This window comes from Aequorivita aquimaris (assembly GCF_001573155.1).
Lineage (GTDB): Bacteria > Bacteroidota > Bacteroidia > Flavobacteriales > Flavobacteriaceae > Aequorivita > Aequorivita aquimaris.
The window spans coordinates 67,729-84,397 of record NZ_JRWG01000004.1 but is presented as its reverse complement, the minus strand read 5'-3'; the positions used below and the strand labels follow the sequence as shown (position 1 = coordinate 84,397).

General features: G+C 41.4%; 17 protein-coding genes. 7 read left to right on the top strand and 10 right to left on the bottom strand.

All coding sequences use genetic code 11. The features are described from left to right. Nucleotides 1-9: 9 nt before the first annotated feature. From LS48_RS07770 to LS48_RS07750, 5 genes are all read left to right on the top strand, one after another. Complete coding sequence (locus LS48_RS07770) at nucleotides 10-777, top strand: LytR/AlgR family response regulator transcription factor (RefSeq protein WP_235811018.1); 768 nt, start codon at nucleotides 10-12, stop codon at nucleotides 775-777. Further along, entirely contained in the window at nucleotides 774-1,889 is a 1,116-nt protein-coding gene (locus tag LS48_RS07765; protein ID WP_062621695.1) for a sensor histidine kinase, read from the top strand. The genes LS48_RS07770 and LS48_RS07765 overlap by 4 nt, the downstream gene beginning before the upstream one ends. 117 nt (nucleotides 1,890-2,006) lie before the next feature. Then, nucleotides 2,007-2,528: a DUF4136 domain-containing protein gene (locus tag LS48_RS07760; protein ID WP_076692441.1), complete on the top strand. Its 522-nt coding sequence runs from the start codon at nucleotides 2,007-2,009 to the stop codon at nucleotides 2,526-2,528. Nucleotides 2,529-2,646: 118 nt separating this feature from the next. Beyond that, complete coding sequence (locus LS48_RS07755) at nucleotides 2,647-3,621, top strand: tetratricopeptide repeat protein (RefSeq protein ID WP_235811017.1); 975 nt, start codon at nucleotides 2,647-2,649, stop codon at nucleotides 3,619-3,621. Nucleotides 3,622-3,711: 90 nt separating this feature from the next. After that, the gene (locus LS48_RS07750) at nucleotides 3,712-5,073 is read left to right on the top strand and encodes a UDP-N-acetylmuramate--L-alanine ligase (protein WP_062621691.1); all 1,362 of its coding nucleotides are present in this window, start codon (nucleotides 3,712-3,714) and stop codon (nucleotides 5,071-5,073) included. A 102-nt stretch (nucleotides 5,074-5,175) separates the two neighbouring features. Here the strand turns inward: LS48_RS07750 and LS48_RS07745 are convergent, their stop codons facing one another. The 3 genes from LS48_RS07745 to LS48_RS07735 all read right to left on the bottom strand — a co-directional run bounded on the left by LS48_RS07745 (nucleotide 5,176) and on the right by LS48_RS07735 (nucleotide 8,079). After that, nucleotides 5,176-5,775, bottom strand: a complete 600-nt coding sequence (locus LS48_RS07745; protein WP_062621689.1) for an FMN-binding negative transcriptional regulator — start codon at nucleotides 5,773-5,775, stop codon at nucleotides 5,176-5,178. 115 nt (nucleotides 5,776-5,890) lie between these two features. Next, nucleotides 5,891-7,381 carry a cellulose synthase family protein gene (locus LS48_RS07740; protein ID WP_062621686.1) on the bottom strand — a complete coding sequence of 497 codons (1,491 nt, stop codon included), beginning with the start codon at nucleotides 7,379-7,381 and terminating at the stop codon, nucleotides 5,891-5,893. Further along, on the bottom strand, nucleotides 7,378-8,079 hold the full coding sequence (locus tag LS48_RS07735; RefSeq protein ID WP_062621684.1) for a glycosyltransferase family 2 protein: 702 nt from the start codon (nucleotides 8,077-8,079) through the stop codon (nucleotides 7,378-7,380). The genes LS48_RS07740 and LS48_RS07735 overlap by 4 nt, the downstream gene beginning before the upstream one ends. A gap of 85 nt (nucleotides 8,080-8,164) precedes the next feature. Here LS48_RS07735 and LS48_RS07730 point away from each other — a divergent pair, with 85 nt between their 5' ends. After that, nucleotides 8,165-8,563 carry a DUF2784 domain-containing protein gene (locus LS48_RS07730; RefSeq protein WP_062621682.1) on the top strand — a complete coding sequence of 133 codons (399 nt, stop codon included), beginning with the start codon at nucleotides 8,165-8,167 and terminating at the stop codon, nucleotides 8,561-8,563. Between the two features lie 25 nt (nucleotides 8,564-8,588). On the opposite strand, the gene LS48_RS07725 is transcribed toward LS48_RS07730, so the two are convergent. After that, complete coding sequence (locus tag LS48_RS07725) at nucleotides 8,589-10,175, bottom strand: 4Fe-4S binding protein (protein ID WP_062621680.1); 1,587 nt, start codon at nucleotides 10,173-10,175, stop codon at nucleotides 8,589-8,591. Nucleotides 10,176-10,178: 3 nt separating this feature from the next. Further along, entirely contained in the window at nucleotides 10,179-11,480 is a 1,302-nt protein-coding gene (locus tag LS48_RS07720) for an NAD(P)/FAD-dependent oxidoreductase (protein WP_062621678.1), read from the bottom strand. A 130-nt stretch (nucleotides 11,481-11,610) separates the two neighbouring features. Between LS48_RS07720 and LS48_RS07715 the strand changes: the two genes are divergently transcribed. Continuing rightward, nucleotides 11,611-12,666 carry a glycoside hydrolase family 113 gene (locus LS48_RS07715; RefSeq protein ID WP_078056395.1) on the top strand — a complete coding sequence of 352 codons (1,056 nt, stop codon included), beginning with the start codon at nucleotides 11,611-11,613 and terminating at the stop codon, nucleotides 12,664-12,666. A 9-nt stretch (nucleotides 12,667-12,675) separates the two neighbouring features. Here LS48_RS07715 and LS48_RS07710 read toward each other — a convergent pair whose 3' ends face one another. The 5 genes from LS48_RS07710 to LS48_RS07690 form a co-directional block, all read right to left on the bottom strand. Further along, on the bottom strand, nucleotides 12,676-13,110 hold the full coding sequence (locus LS48_RS07710) for a hemerythrin domain-containing protein (RefSeq protein ID WP_062621676.1): 435 nt from the start codon (nucleotides 13,108-13,110) through the stop codon (nucleotides 12,676-12,678). Nucleotides 13,111-13,197: 87 nt separating this feature from the next. Further along, nucleotides 13,198-13,959 (bottom strand): TIGR04283 family arsenosugar biosynthesis glycosyltransferase, encoded by a 762-nt coding sequence (locus LS48_RS07705; RefSeq protein ID WP_062621674.1) that lies wholly within the window; start codon nucleotides 13,957-13,959, stop codon nucleotides 13,198-13,200. Nucleotides 13,960-14,080: 121 nt separating this feature from the next. Beyond that, a complete protein-coding gene (locus LS48_RS07700; protein ID WP_062621672.1) occupies nucleotides 14,081-14,884 on the bottom strand; it encodes a DUF547 domain-containing protein in 804 nt (267 codons plus the stop codon). A 26-nt stretch (nucleotides 14,885-14,910) separates the two neighbouring features. Continuing rightward, nucleotides 14,911-15,807, bottom strand: coding sequence for a sterol desaturase family protein (locus LS48_RS07695; RefSeq protein WP_062621670.1), 897 nt, complete (start codon nucleotides 15,805-15,807; stop codon nucleotides 14,911-14,913). 43 nt (nucleotides 15,808-15,850) lie between these two features. Then, nucleotides 15,851-16,669, bottom strand: coding sequence for a purine-nucleoside phosphorylase (locus tag LS48_RS07690; protein WP_078056394.1), 819 nt, complete (start codon nucleotides 16,667-16,669; stop codon nucleotides 15,851-15,853).

The window sequence follows — 16,669 nt, the reverse complement described above, 5'->3', positions numbered from 1 at the left end:
TAGCCTTCAATGATAAAAGTACTTGTAATTGACGACGAGGAGCTTGCCCGAAAAAGGGTGCTCTACCTGCTCCGGCAAGTACCGGATGTGGAAGTGCTGGGCGAATGTTCCAACGGAAAAAGCGCAATTGCAGAAATAGACCAAAAACGGCCCGACCTCATCTTTCTGGATATCAATATGAAGGATATGAACGGTTTTGAGGTTTTGCAAAAGATTAACCTCTCGCCAAAACCCATCGTCATCTTCGTTACGGCTTACGACAATTACGCCCTAAAGGCTTTTGATGTAGACGCCTTCGACTTTCTGCTGAAACCTTTTAAGGACGAACGTTTCTTTAGAACTATTGAAAAAGTACAGAAAATTTCAGCAAACGAAGCCGACCAAAACTTTGAGAAGCGCATAATTGAGCTGTTCAATCTGTACAAAACCAAATCGCAAAAAATGGAGGCTCTTGACAAGCTGCCGATAAAACAGGGAAACAAAACCATACTCCTTAACCCCGAAGATATAATGTACATCACTGCCTCGGGAAGTTATGCCGAAATTTTTGTTGAAAACAAAAAGTACGTGCTTCGGGAAAACTTGAGCAATCTCTGTGAGTCATTGGACAGCGGTAAATTTATTAGAATCCACAGATCCAGCATTGTCAATCTGCGACATATAAAGGAAATAGTACATTCAGAATTTTCGGAAATTGATGCCCGAATGAATGATAATACACTATTGCGCATCAGCAAGTCCTATAAAAAGGATTTTCTGGAAAAAGTAGGAATATGAATAAAAAATATATCATAAGCAGGAAATACATAGACCTGAAATTAGTACTTCTTTTGGCCGGCTTTTATGCGCTGTTTGATTTGATGCTGATTGCCAAAACCGCCTATATGCAGGTCTTCGGGATGGATAAGATGATGGTCTTTTCATGGTCCCAATTTTTAATAGACAACCTGCTTTTCGACTATATAATCGTGGTAAGTTTTATGACGTTGATCGCCATTAGCACCAAACGGTTTCTTCGAAAAAACTACTCGTGGACCAAAATCATTTCGACCCACATTTTATTTTCGCTATTGATAGGAATAGTGATTCGGCTGGTCGTTGACCTGTATTACATCCTTTTGGGCAGAACAACCTTTGCCGAATATGACTTTGAGCGCAGCATGTATAGGTTTATGTACGTAATAGATCTCAATTTTCTTATCTACTTTGCCATGGTCTTTATAATCTACACCTATTATTATGTGAAAGAGGTGAAAAAGGCTGAAAAAAAGCAGGGCAAATTGGAAGCCCAATTGGTAAATACGCGTATGAAAATGCTCTCCTCCCAATTGCAGCCGCATTTTCTTTTCAACACCTTAAACTCAATCGCCGTCCTTACCGATATTGACGCCGCCAAAGCAAAGGATACCATAGCCGATCTCAGCGATTTTTTAAGGGAAATACTTTATGACAATGACAGCAACCGCATTCCGTTGGAAAAGGAACTGCGCATTTTGGAATTCTATCTCAATATCATAAAAGTTAGGTTTTCCGATCATCTGAATATTTCGACAGAAATAGATGAATCCCTGCTTCCCAAATTGGTACCGGCACTTCTGCTGCAGCCCATTCTGGAAAACTCCATAAAACACGGCTATGATTTTAACCATACCGATTTGGAAATTCTCGTAAAAATTTACGCAGAAGGAAAAACCTTGATAATAAAGGTTGAAAATAATGGCGCTCCCGTTGAAGCGGGCCATAAATTATTGCTAAAACGGGGAATGGGTCTGGCCAATATCAATGACCGTTTAGAGAACCTTTATGGCAATAATTACTTTTTTGAGGTAAGGAATAAAAACACTGGTGCGGGGGTTGAAACCGTAATTCGAATTCCGTTAGAGAATTAACCGAAACCGTTTTAAAGTGCAAATCTGGGTTTTCTCTTAAAATGGTTTTTCAACTTTAACCTTTTCTAAAATCCAAGTCCTCGGTTTTTGCGTATTTTTATTGAAAAGAAAAATGCAATGAAGCTCCTTTCAATCTTAGTACTCTCCATATTCCTGGTTTCCTGCGGCGCAACCGTGGCAGTGGATTATGACAAACAGGTAGATTTTTCGAAATACACTTCCTATAATTATTTCCCGACTATAGACTCCGGTCTTAGCGAGCTCGACGATAACCGTATTATACAGATTACGGACAGCCTGCTGCAGCAACGTGGTTTTGTTAAAAATGAAACTCCCCAGCTGTTTATCAATTTTTATGCACACGAGAGCGTTTCCCGCTCGCGGAACACCATTGGTATTGGGGTTGGCGGTGGTGGCGGAAACGTGGGCGTTGGCGTTAGTGGCGGAATTCCCATTGGCGGAAATGTGGTAAACCAACAATTAACCATGGATTTTATAGATGTTGAAAAAGACGAGCTGGTTTGGCAGGCCGTAGCGGAAGGCGAAATGAGGGAACGTGCAACTCCGCAGCAGAAAGAGGCGTATTATGTTTCAGTTATACAGAAAATTTTAGCCAAATATCCACCGGGAAAAAAGTAAGCAGTGTTCAGTACACAGTAGTCAGTAGGCTCGCGATTTATCGCGTGCCCGAATGTTTAATTAATTAACGACCAATTTATTACCTAATAATATTTTTTTAAATTTTGAATCTTAAATTTTGAATTATATAAATTTCTTCAGAAAAGTAATAGTTCTTCTGTTATTGCTTCCCCTATTTGCAGTTGCCCAAACCAACTACCAACAGGCAGAGGAATACTTCAAACAGGAAAATTTCAGCAAGGCAAAACCTGTTTTTGAAAAGTATCTGAAGCAACATCCCGGCGATAAAAAAACCCGTGAATATCTGGGTGATATTGCGGGCTACCAAAAGGATTGGGACACGGCGATTTCCTATTATAAAAGCTTGGTAAACGAGGAGGAAAGTAACGCCAATTACCATTTTAAATACGGCGGCGCGTTGGGCTTCAAGGCATTGTCCGTTAGCCGAATTCGAGCGGTAAGCTATATTGGCGATATAAAACACCATTTGGAACGTGCCGCGGCACTCGACCCCAAGCATATTGAGACACGCTGGGCTTTGGTGGAATTCTACATTCAGTTGCCGGTAATTGTGGGCGGAAGTGAAAAAAAAGCAATTGCCTATGCCAATGAACTTGGAACCATTTCAAAAGTGGACGAATACCTCGCAAAAGGCTATATCGCCGAGTATTCCGGCAGACCGAAAGATGCGGAAAAGTATTACAAAAAAGCGATAGAAGTAGGCGGTTCGCCGCATACGTACGAAAAACTTGCGGGTCTTTATGAAAAGAACAACCAGCCGAAGGAAGCTTTGGAAACCACTTCAAAATCCTTAAAAATCCACAAGCGCAACCAACTCAATTACCAAATCGGCAAAATCTCGGCACAGTACAATCTGGAACCCGAATACGGCATAGAATGTCTCAGCGAATACTTGGCCAATTATTCCATAAAAGACGGCGTGCCCAAGGATTGGGCCTATTACCGATTGGCGCAGATTTATAAAAATCTCGGCAAAAAGCAAATCGCCCTTACGTGGATAAACAAGGCTTTAATTGACCGTAAAGATTTCAAAGAGGCTCAACAAGAAAAATCACTTATTCTTGCTCTTTAAAATTGAAAAAATTCCCCCTTTGAAGGGGGCAAGGGGGTTGTTTTAACTTTGTATCTTTACATCTAAACTCATAAACTCTTCAACTAAAAAATGAGAATCCACTTCATAGCCATAGGCGGCAGCGCGATGCACAATCTTGCATTGGCATTACATCAAAAAGGAGATACGGTAACCGGAAGCGACGACGAGGTTTTTGAGCCTTCAAAAAGTAGGTTGAAAAACAAAGGTCTGTTGCCCGAAAAAGAAGGATGGTTTCCCGAAAAATTATCTTCGGAAATTGATGCCGTTATCCTCGGAATGCACGCCAAAGCAGACAATCCCGAACTTTTAAGGGCGAAGGAATTAGGTTTAAAAATCTACAGCTATCCCGAATTTCTTTACGAACAGTCCAAAAACAAAACCCGCGTGGTTATTGGTGGTTCCCACGGAAAAACAACTATTACTTCCATGATTCTACACGTAATGAACTATCACGGAAAAGATGTGGATTATATGGTGGGCGCCCAATTGGAAGGTTTTGATACGATGGTGAAAATTACCGACGATAATGATTTTATGGTCATTGAAGGCGATGAATATCTTTCCTCGCCCATAGACCGTCGCCCAAAATTTCACCTTTACAAACCAAATATTGCCTTGCTGAGCGGCATTGCTTGGGACCACATCAACGTTTTTCCAACCTATGAAAACTATGTGGAACAGTTTGAAATTTTTCTGAAGGAAATAACCAACGGTGGCGCAATAATTTACAATGAAGAAGACGCCGAGGTAAAACGCGTTGTGGAAGCAGCGACAAATCCCATAAAAAAATATCCGTACCAAACTCCCGAATATTCCGTGGAAAACGGAACCACGGTTTTGGAAACTCCCGAAGGTCCGATGCCTGTTGAAATCTTCGGAAAACACAATTTAAACAATCTTGAGGGCGCCCGCTGGATTTGCCAATTGATGGGCGTGGATGCCGAGGATTTTTACGAAGCCATTGCAACCTTTAAAGGCGCCAGCAAACGTTTGGAAAAAATTGCCGAAACCAAAACCGCGGTGGCATATAAGGATTATGCACATTCGCCCAGTAAAGTAAAAGCAACTACCCAAGCCGTAAAAAACCAATACCCCGACAGAAAGCTAATAGCCTGTTTGGAACTGCACACCTACAGCAGCTTAAATCCCGAATTTTTAAAAGAATACAAAGGCACATTGGATGCTGCCGATAGTGCCGTGGTTTTTTATTCGCCACACGCAGTAATGATTAAACAGTTGGAAGAAATAAAAGGCGAACAAATTGATGAAGCTTTTGACCGACAGGATTTGGTGGTTTTTACAAATCCAGCAGATTTTAAAACCTATCTTTTTTCGCAGGAGTACGACGATACGTGTCTGCTTTTGATGAGCAGTGGGAATTATGGGGGATTGGATTTTGAGGAGGTAAAGGGATATGTTGAAAAGACTTAGGACCGCTGCGCTGTAAGACATAGGACTTAAGACGCTGTTAACAGGAATTTCGACTTACGCCCTTTGTCCTAAAGTCTTATGTCATTTTCTTGAAGTCTAATGTCATTTCTTATAAATTTCTTCAATAAATTTTGAAACGTCATTCTTTGAATTTCGCTTTAATTCCTCCTTCGCATTCTCAAAATCCTGCGGAATTTTATCCTGCGAAAGCTTAAATTTCCCTTCCCAATTAGTGATTTCGATTTCAAATGCTTGAATGTAATCTATCAAGCGCTCCATTCTCGGATCGTCTTTTTTAAGAATAAATCGTTGGGCCTCACCTTCCAGAAATTCAGTCATATCCACCATAGTTTGCTTTATTGCTTCTGGCTCATTTATAAGTTGAAGCCTTCCTGTAACGTGCACGATTATGTAATTCCACGTAGGCAATTGCGCGGTTTTGTAAATGCTTGGCGAAATATAAGTATCGGGACCTTTAAACACGACGGTAACTTCTGTGCAATCTTTTAAAGTTACCATTTGTGGATTGCTTCTGTCCAGGTGTGCTACCAGTTTTTTGGAAGTTTCATTGTAGATAAAAGGTATGTGCGTTACAAACGGTTCTCCATCCTTCGCAGTAACCAACATTCCCAACGGAAAATGTTTTAGTACCGAAATCATTTTTTCAATATCGTGGCTTTGGTGGTGCGGTGGGGGATACATTTTGATTTTAGATTGTCGATTTACGATTTTTGATTGCTGAAGTATTTTTATAATCGTAAATCTACAATCGTAAATCGTAAATATTGAATTATAGAAGGATTTTTTCCATTATGACCTAAGCTTTGGAAGTCAATGATTTAAAAAACACAAACCCAAACCCCAAAAAAAGCATCAAATGGAACGGGAATAGTCCGAAATCGCCACCTTGATCGCCCACAACGAAGGCGCTGTACATTCCGAAGGCAAAATAGAGCATCAAAACCCCTTCAATAATCACGTTTGGCGATATGTTTTTGGTGAGGTATTTATTGCCTTTCCAACCATCTTTCAGCGCTCCAATATTAAATTTCGGCGTACGGATAAATTCGCTTTTCTTCCCAAAATGGCCTTCCAAAACCGCAATGGAGTTGTGAAGCGAAAATCCCATCGCCACTGAGAAGAAGGTGAAAAACATAGCGGTATATTTCAGAAAATGCTTTAACCCGCCGCCATAAATACTTTTGTAGGTAAACCAATAGCAGATAAAAAAGATAAGCGTGCTTATCACGAAAAAGCTCATAACGTAGAAATAGAGCTTCAAATGCTCGTATTCGTTTTTGATATAAAGCATCGGGATACTCAAGATTGCCACTATCAAAATGTTCAAAAACATAGTGCTGTTCAGCAAATGCAGAAAACTGTGCAATTTGGTTTTAAGGGAAATATCCCTACTTTTAAAAACGCGCCAAGCCATTTTCTGAAAGTTTTCCGCACCGCCTTTGTTCCACCGGAATTGTTGCGAACGTGCCGCACTAATAACCACAGGAAGCTCCGCCGGCGTTTCTACTTCTTCCAAATATTTAAATTTCCAGTTTTTGAGTTGCGCGCGATAGCTGAGGTCGAGGTCTTCGGTTAGTGTGTCGCCTTCCCAATTGCCAGCATCGATGATGCATTCCTTTCGCCAAACCCCGGCCGTGCCGTTGAAATTTATAAAATGGCCCTTGCTGTTTCGGCCCACCTGTTCCAAAGTGAAATGCGCATCGAGTGCAAAAGCCTGTACGCGGGTGAGTATCGAATAATCTCGGTTTAAGTGCCCCCAACGGGTCTGTACTACGCCTATTTCGGGGTCTTTAAAATAAGGGATGGTATTTTTCAACCAGTTTTTCTTCGGTAGAAAATCGGCATCAAAAATCGCGATATATTCGCCTTTGGCAGTCTTTAAACCTTCCTTTAGGGCGCCAGCCTTAAAGCCTTCACGGGTTTTACGGGTTACGTGCTGAATGTCCAAACCCGTTTTTCGTAGTTGCTTTATGTGATTTGCGGTTTCTTCAAAAGACTCGTCGGTGCTGTCGTCCAGCACCTGTATTTCCAGTTTTTCCTTTGGGTAATCAATTTCAGAAATATTATCCAGCAGGCGCTGCATAACATACAGTTCATTATAAACGGGAAGTTGGATGGTTACGTAAGGAATTTCCGCATCATTTGAAAAATCGAAAGTCGGTGCGTTTTTGTGGTGCTTTCGGGCACTCAGGTAATTGAACAGCAAGTTGAGTTGCGCCAAAGCGTACATAAAAATGAGGAGCAGGGCAACGGAATAAACGGCAATGATTATTGATTCAAGAATCATTTTTTGAAACTGTATTTAAAGATCCAGCTTAGGATTTTTACGCCCGCAAAGATAGCACCTTTTACGGTACCCGAAACTTTTGAGGTGCCAATGCGGTTTTTGTATTTTACGGGTACTTCCACGTAGGTAAATTTCTTTTTTAACACTTTTAGCTGCATTTCCACGGTCCAGCCGTAGGTTTTGTCCTCCATATTTAGGGCGCGCAATTTTTCGTATTTAATGGCGCGAAAAGGCCCAAGATCCGTAAATTTTGAGTTGAAAAAAAGTTTCATCAACTTGGTTGCCAATGCGTTTCCGAAGCGTTGCGGAAAAGTCATCGAGCCAGCTTCACGCAATTCTTTTACACGTGCACCCACCACAAAATCTATGTCATCTTCTAAAATGGGGGCAACTATTTTTGTCAATTCCGAAGGGTAATCGCTGTAATCGCCATCGAGAAAAACAACTATATCCGGTCGTTGAGCGGAACCGAAATGTGAAATGTATTCCATCCCTTTCAAACAAGCATTGCCATAGCCAGCTTTGGGTTGAAAAAGTACTGTTGCACCTGCATTTTTGGCAATTTCCGAAGTATTGTCGGTAGAATTATTATTGACCACAATTATTTCTGAAACGATGTTTGGAATTTCAGCAATCACTTTCCCTATCGAGGCTTCTTCGTTAAAGGCGGGAATTATTACTTTAATAATTTTGATCATTAAAACGGGAAAATTTATGAATTGCGAATTTCAGAAAAATAAACTTTAAATTGTAGCTATTTAAGAATTCAAAAAATTAAAAATCTTGGAAAATTTCTGGCTCCATCTTGGCAATTGGGTTTTTATCGTTTTTCATACGGTGCTTATTGTATTTAATCTGTTTGGTTGGATTTTTCCGAAGACCCGAAAATTGCATCTTTTCACTTTGGCGCTTACCCTTTTTTCGTGGCTCGTACTGGGCATTTGGAAAGGTTTTGGGTATTGCTTTCTCACCGATTGGCATTACGACATCCTGCGCCAATTGGGAAAAACCAACCTTCCGAATAGTTATATAACCTTTTTGGTGGAAACCCCTTCGGGCTGGCGGCCGGATGCACAACTCGTGGAAATTTTGACCTTGGTTTTCACGTTGCTGGCCTTAATTTGTTCTCTTTGGGTAAATTTTTTTAAAAGAAAAAAGAACGATTTTTCCACTGACCTCTGAAACCGCGACTGCGACTGAAAACTAATTAATTATTCACATATTTCATCAAATCCACGTCATTTCCCAAAAGAATTTCGTTGGAATCAATTCGTTTTTCCAGTGGCCCGTTTTCAAGTTTCAAAACCCCGCGCGGACAAACTGCCGAGCAGATTCCGCAGCCCACACAGCTGGAACGCACAATATTTTCGCCCTTTTGGGCATAGGCGCGTACATCAATTCCCATTTCGCAATAGGTGGAACAATTGCCGCAACTGATACACTGGCCACCGTTTGTGGTAATTCTGAAACGCGAAAAAAGCCGTTGCTGAAAACCCAAAATGGCAGCCATCGGGCAACCGAAACGGCACCAAACACGACTTCCGAAGATTGGGTAAAATCCTACGCCAATCACCCCGCTAAAAACGGCGCCAATCAAGAAACCATAGCTTTGGCGAAGGGTTTCGGCTTCAAATAGAAACAAGGTTTTTCCTGAAAAATAGTGAAAACCGATCAACGAAATAATAATCACGAAGTAACCGATTGCCCCATAACGGGCGTCTTTTTGCAGTTCTTCCCTTTTAAAAATAAAGGTTCCCGCAAAAACGGCCGTTAGGATTACTGCCACGGAAATTAGGAATACGACTTTCGTCAACCAATATTTTGAACTGTCATCGCCCAAATAGCTGTGCACCACCGCCGTGGTCATTAAAACCACAAACACCAACACGCTGTGGATTACCCAGCGTTCCACCTTCCAGGCTATCTGCCGTTTGTCGCTCAAATGCCGAAACGGATCGCCGGCGGTTTCTGCCAATCCCCCGCAACCGCAAACCCAGGAGCAATACCAGCGTTTGCCATATTTATACGTTAAAATTGGCGTAATTATAAAAATGGAGGCGATTCCGAAAATCAATAATGCCAAGCCAATATCGCCGGCGGAAATAAATTGATCTACCCGGTATTGCTCAAAATTGTAGTAATTGAGCGGCCAAATATTTTTAAGGTCGTAATAGGGTAGGGAGAAGGAATCGCTGTTCAGCCTTTGCATCAGTTCCGGAATCAAGAACGCAAACCCCAACTGGAAGAACATTACGGAATAAGTTCGCAATTTTTCGTATTTATTGTGGCGGTATTTCAAAATGAATTTTATTCCGAAGGCCAAAATAGCGACGGTATAAAGTGTGCCGTACACAAACCACTGGCTAGCGGGGCCACCGTTCAAAAATTTGCTCAATGGGTCAAAAAGGGCTACCAACCCTTTGTTTTCGCCATCCTGAACCAGACCCAAATACTGCGGGAACCAATAGAGCACCACGTAATACAAAGTAAGGGTAATGCCCAAAACCCATGCCCAAAATCCTTTGGAAGTAAGCGACTTAAAATATACGCCGTCGTTTTTAATCCCTTCGTGTTTGTTGCCGTAAGCAGCAATGGAAAACCAAACCGTGCCGCCGCCAATGGCGATTAATGAGGCGGTAAGCCAAAGGGTTTTATTGGGAAAATTTATATTGAATAACGCCAAAAAAAGCACCGCCAAACCTATCAAACCGATGGCCGATGCAAGTTTTTGCTGGGTATTTATCGTTTTTGGCGGTTCGCCCGTAAGCGACATATTTCGTTGGACTGTACTCATAGATTATGCGTTTACGGGTTGGTTGAAAAATTTTGATTGAATCACCTTTTCATATTTTCTATAAAATTCAGGGTCGAAATTGGCTTGTTTTAAATTTTCAATTACATAATCAACGCTTCGCTTTTCATTTAGCCATTTGTCAAAAACCTCATGTTTCATCCGTATTCCGAAGGTGTTTATTCCCAGAAATTCATTTGAATTTTTATTGTATGAAATCGTTACGCAGCGAAGATCACTCGCACACTTCCAATGGAATTGGGCTTCGTAATCCTTTCGTTTACTTTCTGAAAAAACCCAACCATAGGCTTGGTATTCAATATCAAAAAACTTGGCGCTGTTAAACCAGTTACCTGGATTGTATTCAAAAGGTTTTCCGCAGATTGTCTGTGCCAAAGCCTCGCCCATCATCCGGCCAGTGTACCAAACCGCCTCTACTGGTGGGCGGTTGCCTATGGGTTCGCGTTGCTGTGCACAATCGCCAATGGCATATACGTCTTCAATGTTTGTTTCCAGTTTTCGGTTTACCAAAATACCTTTATCGGTTTCAATTTTTGAATGTTGAAGAAAGGAAATCTGTGGCTTTACACCCGTGGTAATTCCAACCACGCTACAGGGAATTTCCTCTCCATCCTTGGTTAAAACGGAGCGGACGTTGCCGCTACCATCGTCCAAAATTTTGTCGAGTTCTGAATTATGCCGAAGATCCACCCCGTGCGAAACAATATGCCGCGAAATCATTTCGGCATCCTGTTTTGGAAGGACGTTGCTCCAAAACCCATCTTCGCGCACGAGCATGGTTACTTCAATATCGCGGGTGCGGAGCATTTCGGCCATTTCAACGCCTATCAATCCGCCACCGACAATCACCGCCCGGGGACATTCTTTATTGTTTGGCGCATTTTTTTCAATTTTTTCCAAATCCTGTTTCGTAACCAATCCCTGTACGCCATTCAAATCCAAACCTTCCCAGCCAAAGGTATTTGTCACCGAACCTGAGGCAATAATGAGCTTGTCGTAGGTTAAGATGCCGCCGCCTTTAAAATAAAGCGTTTTGTTGTTGGTATCGACCGTTTCAACATAGGCTTTTTTAAGTTCCAGCCTGTTCTTTTCCCAAAACCAATGTTCATAGGGTTCAATATCGCGCCAGCGCATATGGCCCATATAAACGTACATCAAGGCAGTGCGGGAAAAAAAATGATTGGCTTCAGCGGAAATAATGGTTATTTTTTTATCGGAAAGTTTACGAATGTGTCGAGCGGCCGTTACACCTGCAATTCCGTTGCCTATAATGACGATGTGCTCCATACTTTTGGTGATTAGTTTCTTCAGTCGTTTATAAATTTACGCAATTACAATTGGGGCAGTTTCAAAACAGGTATTAATATTTCCCTAATTTCTGAAATAAAGCCTTAAATTCAACTTTTAATATTTCAAAATGATATTGCTTCATCGCTTAGTGCACGGTATTCTTCTTTTCGCTATTATAACTGGGTGCGCCCAAAAGAAGAATTCTTCCGAAGAAAAAATAATTCAAAATTCGACCATTTCCAAAATAAACGGTGTGAGCCTTGTGGCGGCTCCAGATTCACTTTCGCACAAAAATGTTGCTTCTTTAAAGGAAGTCAATGCCAATTATGTTACCGTAATGCCCTTCGGTTTTATAAGAAGTTTAAGCCATCCCGAAATAATCTACGACCAAGAACGCCAATGGTTTGGTGAAACGCGCCTAGGGGTAACACAATATGTTGAATTGCTTCACAATAACGAAATAGAGGTAATGATGAAACCCCAAATTTGGGTTTGGAATGGCGAATATACAGGCTATGTTGAAATGGCTTCGGAGGCAGATTGGCGCCAACTTGAGGAAACCTATAAAAATTTTATCCTCGATTTTGCGAAAATTGCCGAGGCAAAAAGTATTGAAATTTTCTGTATCGGTACCGAATTGGAAAAATTTATAGAGCACCGTCCCGATTATTGGCGCGAATTGATTGCGGAAGTAAAGAAGGTTTACAACGGAAAATTGACCTATGCCGCCAATTGGGACGAGTACAGTCGCGTACCGTTTTGGGATGCGCTGGATTATATTGGCGTGGATGCTTATTTCCCAGTTTCGGAGAGCGAAACTCCAACAGTGGAAGAGGCAATAGCAGGTTGGGGGCGATGGAAAAAAGAATTAAAAGATTTTTCAGAAAAGGAAAACAAAAAAATCCTCTTTGCGGAATACGGCTACCGAAGTGTCAATTTCAGCGGGAAAGAACCTTGGAAAAGCGATCGGGAAATGACCTCCGTGAATTTAGAGGCGCAAACAAATTTACTTGAAGGTCTCTACCAATCCATTTGGGATGAAAATTGGTTTGCGGGTGGTTTTCTGTGGAAATGGTTTGTTTTGAACGAAAAAGTGGGAGGGCCCGATGACAATCAGTTTACGCCACAAAACAAACCTGCCCTACGAGTGGTTTCAAAATTTTATTCAACCCAAAAAGAGTAACAATTTAGGCTATCTGTTCTTTTTCATTTCTTCCAAGTAATCCTTCGCGATGGACGTTTTTTGGGTTTCGGTAAAAACCTTTCCTGCCAATTGAAAGAAGCTGTGCTCCTCATCTTCCAAATGGTGCTCTACCTTTTCACATAGTTGTTTTGCGTACACAAGCCAGGCAGGAGAATCCATATCGGTTTCGTCCACTTTTTCCATGAGTTCGTCCATTTCGTGATGTTCGGCTATCCCGTGGCGGGCGTGCTCCTGCATCATATCGTTATGAATCAATGGCGAATAGAACGTGCGTTCCTCGGCGTCTGCGTGTATTTTTAATTCGTGCTTCAGTTTTTCCCACATTTCCTTTCTCCCTTTTGAATCGCCCGAAGTGGAGGTTACCAAACGGCAGAGTTCGCGTTGTTTGTCGTGGTCTTTTCTAATTGCTTCAAATATGTTCATAGCTTTGTTTTTGTTAGTTTTTCTTTACAATATCCTAAAAATTTTGGAAAGAAACCACTTTGAAAAATCGAAAGATTTTAAATCTGTTTAATTTTCAGCAACTTGATTGGAGAATTTTTCTTCTGAAATTTCTGTTGAATTCGCTTGCTTGATATGCTTCAAATAATACTGGTATAATTCATCGGCATCTGCGCCAAACCAGCGTTTCACATAAATTGCCCAAAAGTGGTACTGCAAGTTCCAAACGCCTTTTTGCCTGTAAAGACGCGCAGAGGTTGTGATGCATTTTTGGATTACCACAAACTTTTTCCGTTTATAAAGTTCGTTGATTAAAATATTGTCTTCGTAAATCGTGTAGGTTTCGTCGAAACCGCCAATTTCCTCAAAAAGTCTTTTGGTTATAAATTGGCTTTGGTCGCCGCCACGGCAGGCACGCCAATGGAATTGCGTAAGCCATCCGGCCAACTTTAGCCACCAATGGTCGCTGTCAAATTTCATTCGGAAACAGCCTGCGGGATTTCCTTTTTTTACTTCCGACAGAATGTATCTGTCAAAATTTTTCGGCGGAAAGGAATCGGCGTGCATAAAGTAAAACACCTCGCCGTTAGCCATTTGCGCACCTTTGTTCATTTGTTTGGCGCGGCCTTTGTCAGATTCTATAAATCTAACAGGTTTTAAAAACCTGTTGGGTTTAAAAGCAAGGATGATATTTTGGGTGCCATCGTTACTGCCGCCATCAACCACGATGATTTCAGCTTCATTTTCCCCAGAGAGATTTTCCGAAAGATAATTGAGTAATTCCGTAATGATTTCGGCCTCGTTTAAAACCGGTATGATGATGGAAAGCATTATTTGGTTTCAGGTTTCGGGTTTAGAAAAAATCGAACCGTTTCAAATATAATGTTATGATTAGACTCGCAATCTATTTGTCGCCTAAAAATTCTGTTTACTGCTACTGAAAACTGACTACTTATTTTTGTTCGTTCAATTCCCAGTTATAATTCTTGTAGCTCAAAGTCGCTCCGGGATTTATCTTTGTATTTGAATATTTATTGATAAACCCGATAACATCTTGTTTTCCATTCACTTTATAATCCTTTGCGTACCAGTCAAAAATGGAGGAAACCTTTGTGTTGCTTGCTGAAATATCGTTTTTGTTACTATTGATAAATTCTTTGGTAGCCCGTTCTAATTGTTCGTTGATTTTTGTAGCGGTGTAGGCCTCATCCAAGAGTTTTGGACACGAAATGGAAGCACAATTTATAGCGAAATGGATACGTGGCTCGTTCATTTTCCGAAGGATTCCGTTTTCAATTCCACCGAGGGATAGCATTTTATCGCCCACTGCCACACGGCCTTTGGTCCAAGCGCCATCAATATCTTTAATACTTTTTACGGGATAGTTTTCCACGATCAATTTTACGGTGGCTGCGTTGTAAAGATTGATGTAATACGCCAGCAATTCCTGCACGCTCCAATCATCAGTCGGGTTTTTTTCCGAAAGCATTTGCAGATATTCATCCAGCTTGGCCTCGTCCTTTTTAAAACCTTTGTAATTTACCATTCCTTGGCTGTTTACATATTTTTTCAGCAGTTTGTCCCATTGCGAATGGTCTATGTTTACGGCCGAATTGGCGGTGGTGGAAGTGAGTTCGTTTTTCACTTCTTTGGTAGGCTGGCCTTGGCTGCTAACGCCCGCGGCTGAAAGCAGATTGCAACTTTGCAAAAAGAAGGTGAGGAAGAATAGGGTGGCGAGATTTAATGCGGTTTTCATTTTTGTATGGCTTTATTTTAAAATAGTTACGAACTATTTCGACGTTTGGTTTTTATGGGATATAACTCCTGCGAGATAAATTTTGAAGGAAAATTTTCATCGCCATCAAAGCCTAACTCTATATCCCTGCCGTCGTGCGGAATATGATTTGTTTTGAAAAGATAGTCCCACACGCTTAAACTAATCCCGAAATTAACACCGTATTGCGCGTGTTTTGGCAAAACTTTAGCGTGATGCCAAATGTGCATTTTGGGATTGTTGAAAATATATTTTAAAAAACCATAATCCCAACCCAAATTGGCGTGGTTTAAATGCCCGATTGCGAGCGCCGAGAAATGGACAATTGCAACCGATTCCACATTAAAACCTCCAATGATGGCGAGCGGTATGTAAAGAATAGATTTGTAAACCACGGGTTCCATCCAGTGGTAGCGAAGATGCGCGGCAAACCCCATCTCTTTTACCGAATGGTGCAGCTTGTGAAAATTCCACAGAAAAGGGGAGTAGTGCAGCAGACGATGCGTGTTCCATTGCACAAAATCGGTAACGAGAAAGAATATTAAAAGCCCCAATCCGAAGGGAAGCGCATCCAAATCGAGAAGTTGGAAATCCAAAAGTTCCAATCCAACCATTCCCAAAAGATCGTTGAACAGTTCAGCCGTGGCATTTGAGAGAAAAATGAGCACGATTAAATTCAGCAGAAAAAAATTGAAAAACATATAAAAAGTGTCCAGCCAAAAGTCTTTTCGAAAAACTTTTTGGTTCTTCCGCCACGGAAAGAGCAACTCCAAAACCCAGACTATTAAAGAAACGAGTATCAATCCATAGAAATAGTTTTCCCAATGGAAATGCGTTATCTCGTTCCACAGATAGTTGAAGTAGCCGTGATACGAATCCTTGAATATCTTTAAGTATTTTTCCATTTATATTTCTGGGATAGACTTGTTGTCAGGGCTGGAATGCAATCTACAACCTTTTCATCAACTCCGTAAACAAAGTAATCATATCCGGTTCCGCTTTGGCGGCCATTGCGATTATTTCTTCAATATCCACGGGTTGTAGGTTGTCGGGATCGCATTCATCGGTTAGGATTGAAACGGCAGAAACGCGTAAGCCCAAATGATTGGCTACGATAACCTCAGGTACGGTGCTCATTCCCACGGCATCGGCACCTATTATTTTTAAATAGCGGTATTCCGCGCGGGTTTCCAATTGCGGCCCAACCACGCTGGCATAAACGCCTTTATGCAATTTTATATTTTTTTCGGAAGCTATCTGCTCCATTTTTTGGTTCATTTCAACATTGTAGGGCGCGCTCATATCCACAAAACGTTCGCCCATTTTCTCAACGCCGCGGAAGGCGAGGGGCGAGTCGCCTTGTAGATTGATATGGTCGTCAATCAACATTATTTCGCCTTTTTTGAAGTTGAGGTTTATAGCTCCCGAAGCGTTGCTCACCAGCAAATGTTTGATTCCCAAAAGGTGCATTACGCGCACAGGAAAGGTAACGTCGCGCAGCGAATAGCCTTCATAAACGTGAAATCGACCCTGCATCAACACTACTTTTTTTCCCTCCAAAGTGCCGTAAATCAATTTTCCTTTATGGAATTCCACGGTGGCAGTGGGAAAATTTGGAATGTGGTTGTAGCTTACCTCGGCTTCAATTACCACTTTTTCAATTAATTTTCCGAGGCCCGTGCCTAAAATAATTCCAACTTCGGGTGTATCGAAACCGCGCTGTTTTAGAAAATCTGCGGCTTCTTCAATGTATTTTAAAATGCTCAT

Bases quoted from the DNA above. Each gene is read 5' to 3' on its own strand.
- LS48_RS07770 (WP_235811018.1), top strand. From the start codon at position 10: ATGATAAAAGTACTTGTAATTGACGACGAGGAGCTTGCCCGAAAAAGG.
- LS48_RS07740 (WP_062621686.1), bottom strand. From the start codon at position 7,381: ATGATTCTTGAATCAATAATCATTGCCGTTTATTCCGTTGCCCTGCTC.
- LS48_RS07705 (WP_062621674.1), bottom strand. From the start codon at position 13,959: ATGCTTTCCATCATCATACCGGTTTTAAACGAGGCCGAAATCATTACG.
- LS48_RS07710 (WP_062621676.1), bottom strand. From the start codon at position 13,110: ATGAACATATTTGAAGCAATTAGAAAAGACCACGACAAACAACGCGAA.
- LS48_RS07725 (WP_062621680.1), bottom strand. From the start codon at position 10,175: ATGAGTACAGTCCAACGAAATATGTCGCTTACGGGCGAACCGCCAAAA.
- LS48_RS07750 (WP_062621691.1), top strand. From the start codon at position 3,712: ATGAGAATCCACTTCATAGCCATAGGCGGCAGCGCGATGCACAATCTT.
- LS48_RS07690 (WP_078056394.1), bottom strand. From the start codon at position 16,669: ATGAGCATTTTAAAATACATTGAAGAAGCCGCAGATTTTCTAAAACAG.
- LS48_RS07700 (WP_062621672.1), bottom strand. From the start codon at position 14,884: ATGAAAACCGCATTAAATCTCGCCACCCTATTCTTCCTCACCTTCTTT.
- LS48_RS07745 (WP_062621689.1), bottom strand. From the start codon at position 5,775: ATGTATCCCCCACCGCACCACCAAAGCCACGATATTGAAAAAATGATT.
- LS48_RS07765 (WP_062621695.1), top strand. From the start codon at position 774: ATGAATAAAAAATATATCATAAGCAGGAAATACATAGACCTGAAATTA.
- LS48_RS07695 (WP_062621670.1), bottom strand. From the start codon at position 15,807: ATGGAAAAATACTTAAAGATATTCAAGGATTCGTATCACGGCTACTTC.
- LS48_RS07735 (WP_062621684.1), bottom strand. From the start codon at position 8,079: ATGATCAAAATTATTAAAGTAATAATTCCCGCCTTTAACGAAGAAGCC.
- LS48_RS07760 (WP_076692441.1), top strand. From the start codon at position 2,007: ATGAAGCTCCTTTCAATCTTAGTACTCTCCATATTCCTGGTTTCCTGC.
- LS48_RS07720 (WP_062621678.1), bottom strand. From the start codon at position 11,480: ATGGAGCACATCGTCATTATAGGCAACGGAATTGCAGGTGTAACGGCC.
- LS48_RS07715 (WP_078056395.1), top strand. From the start codon at position 11,611: ATGATATTGCTTCATCGCTTAGTGCACGGTATTCTTCTTTTCGCTATT.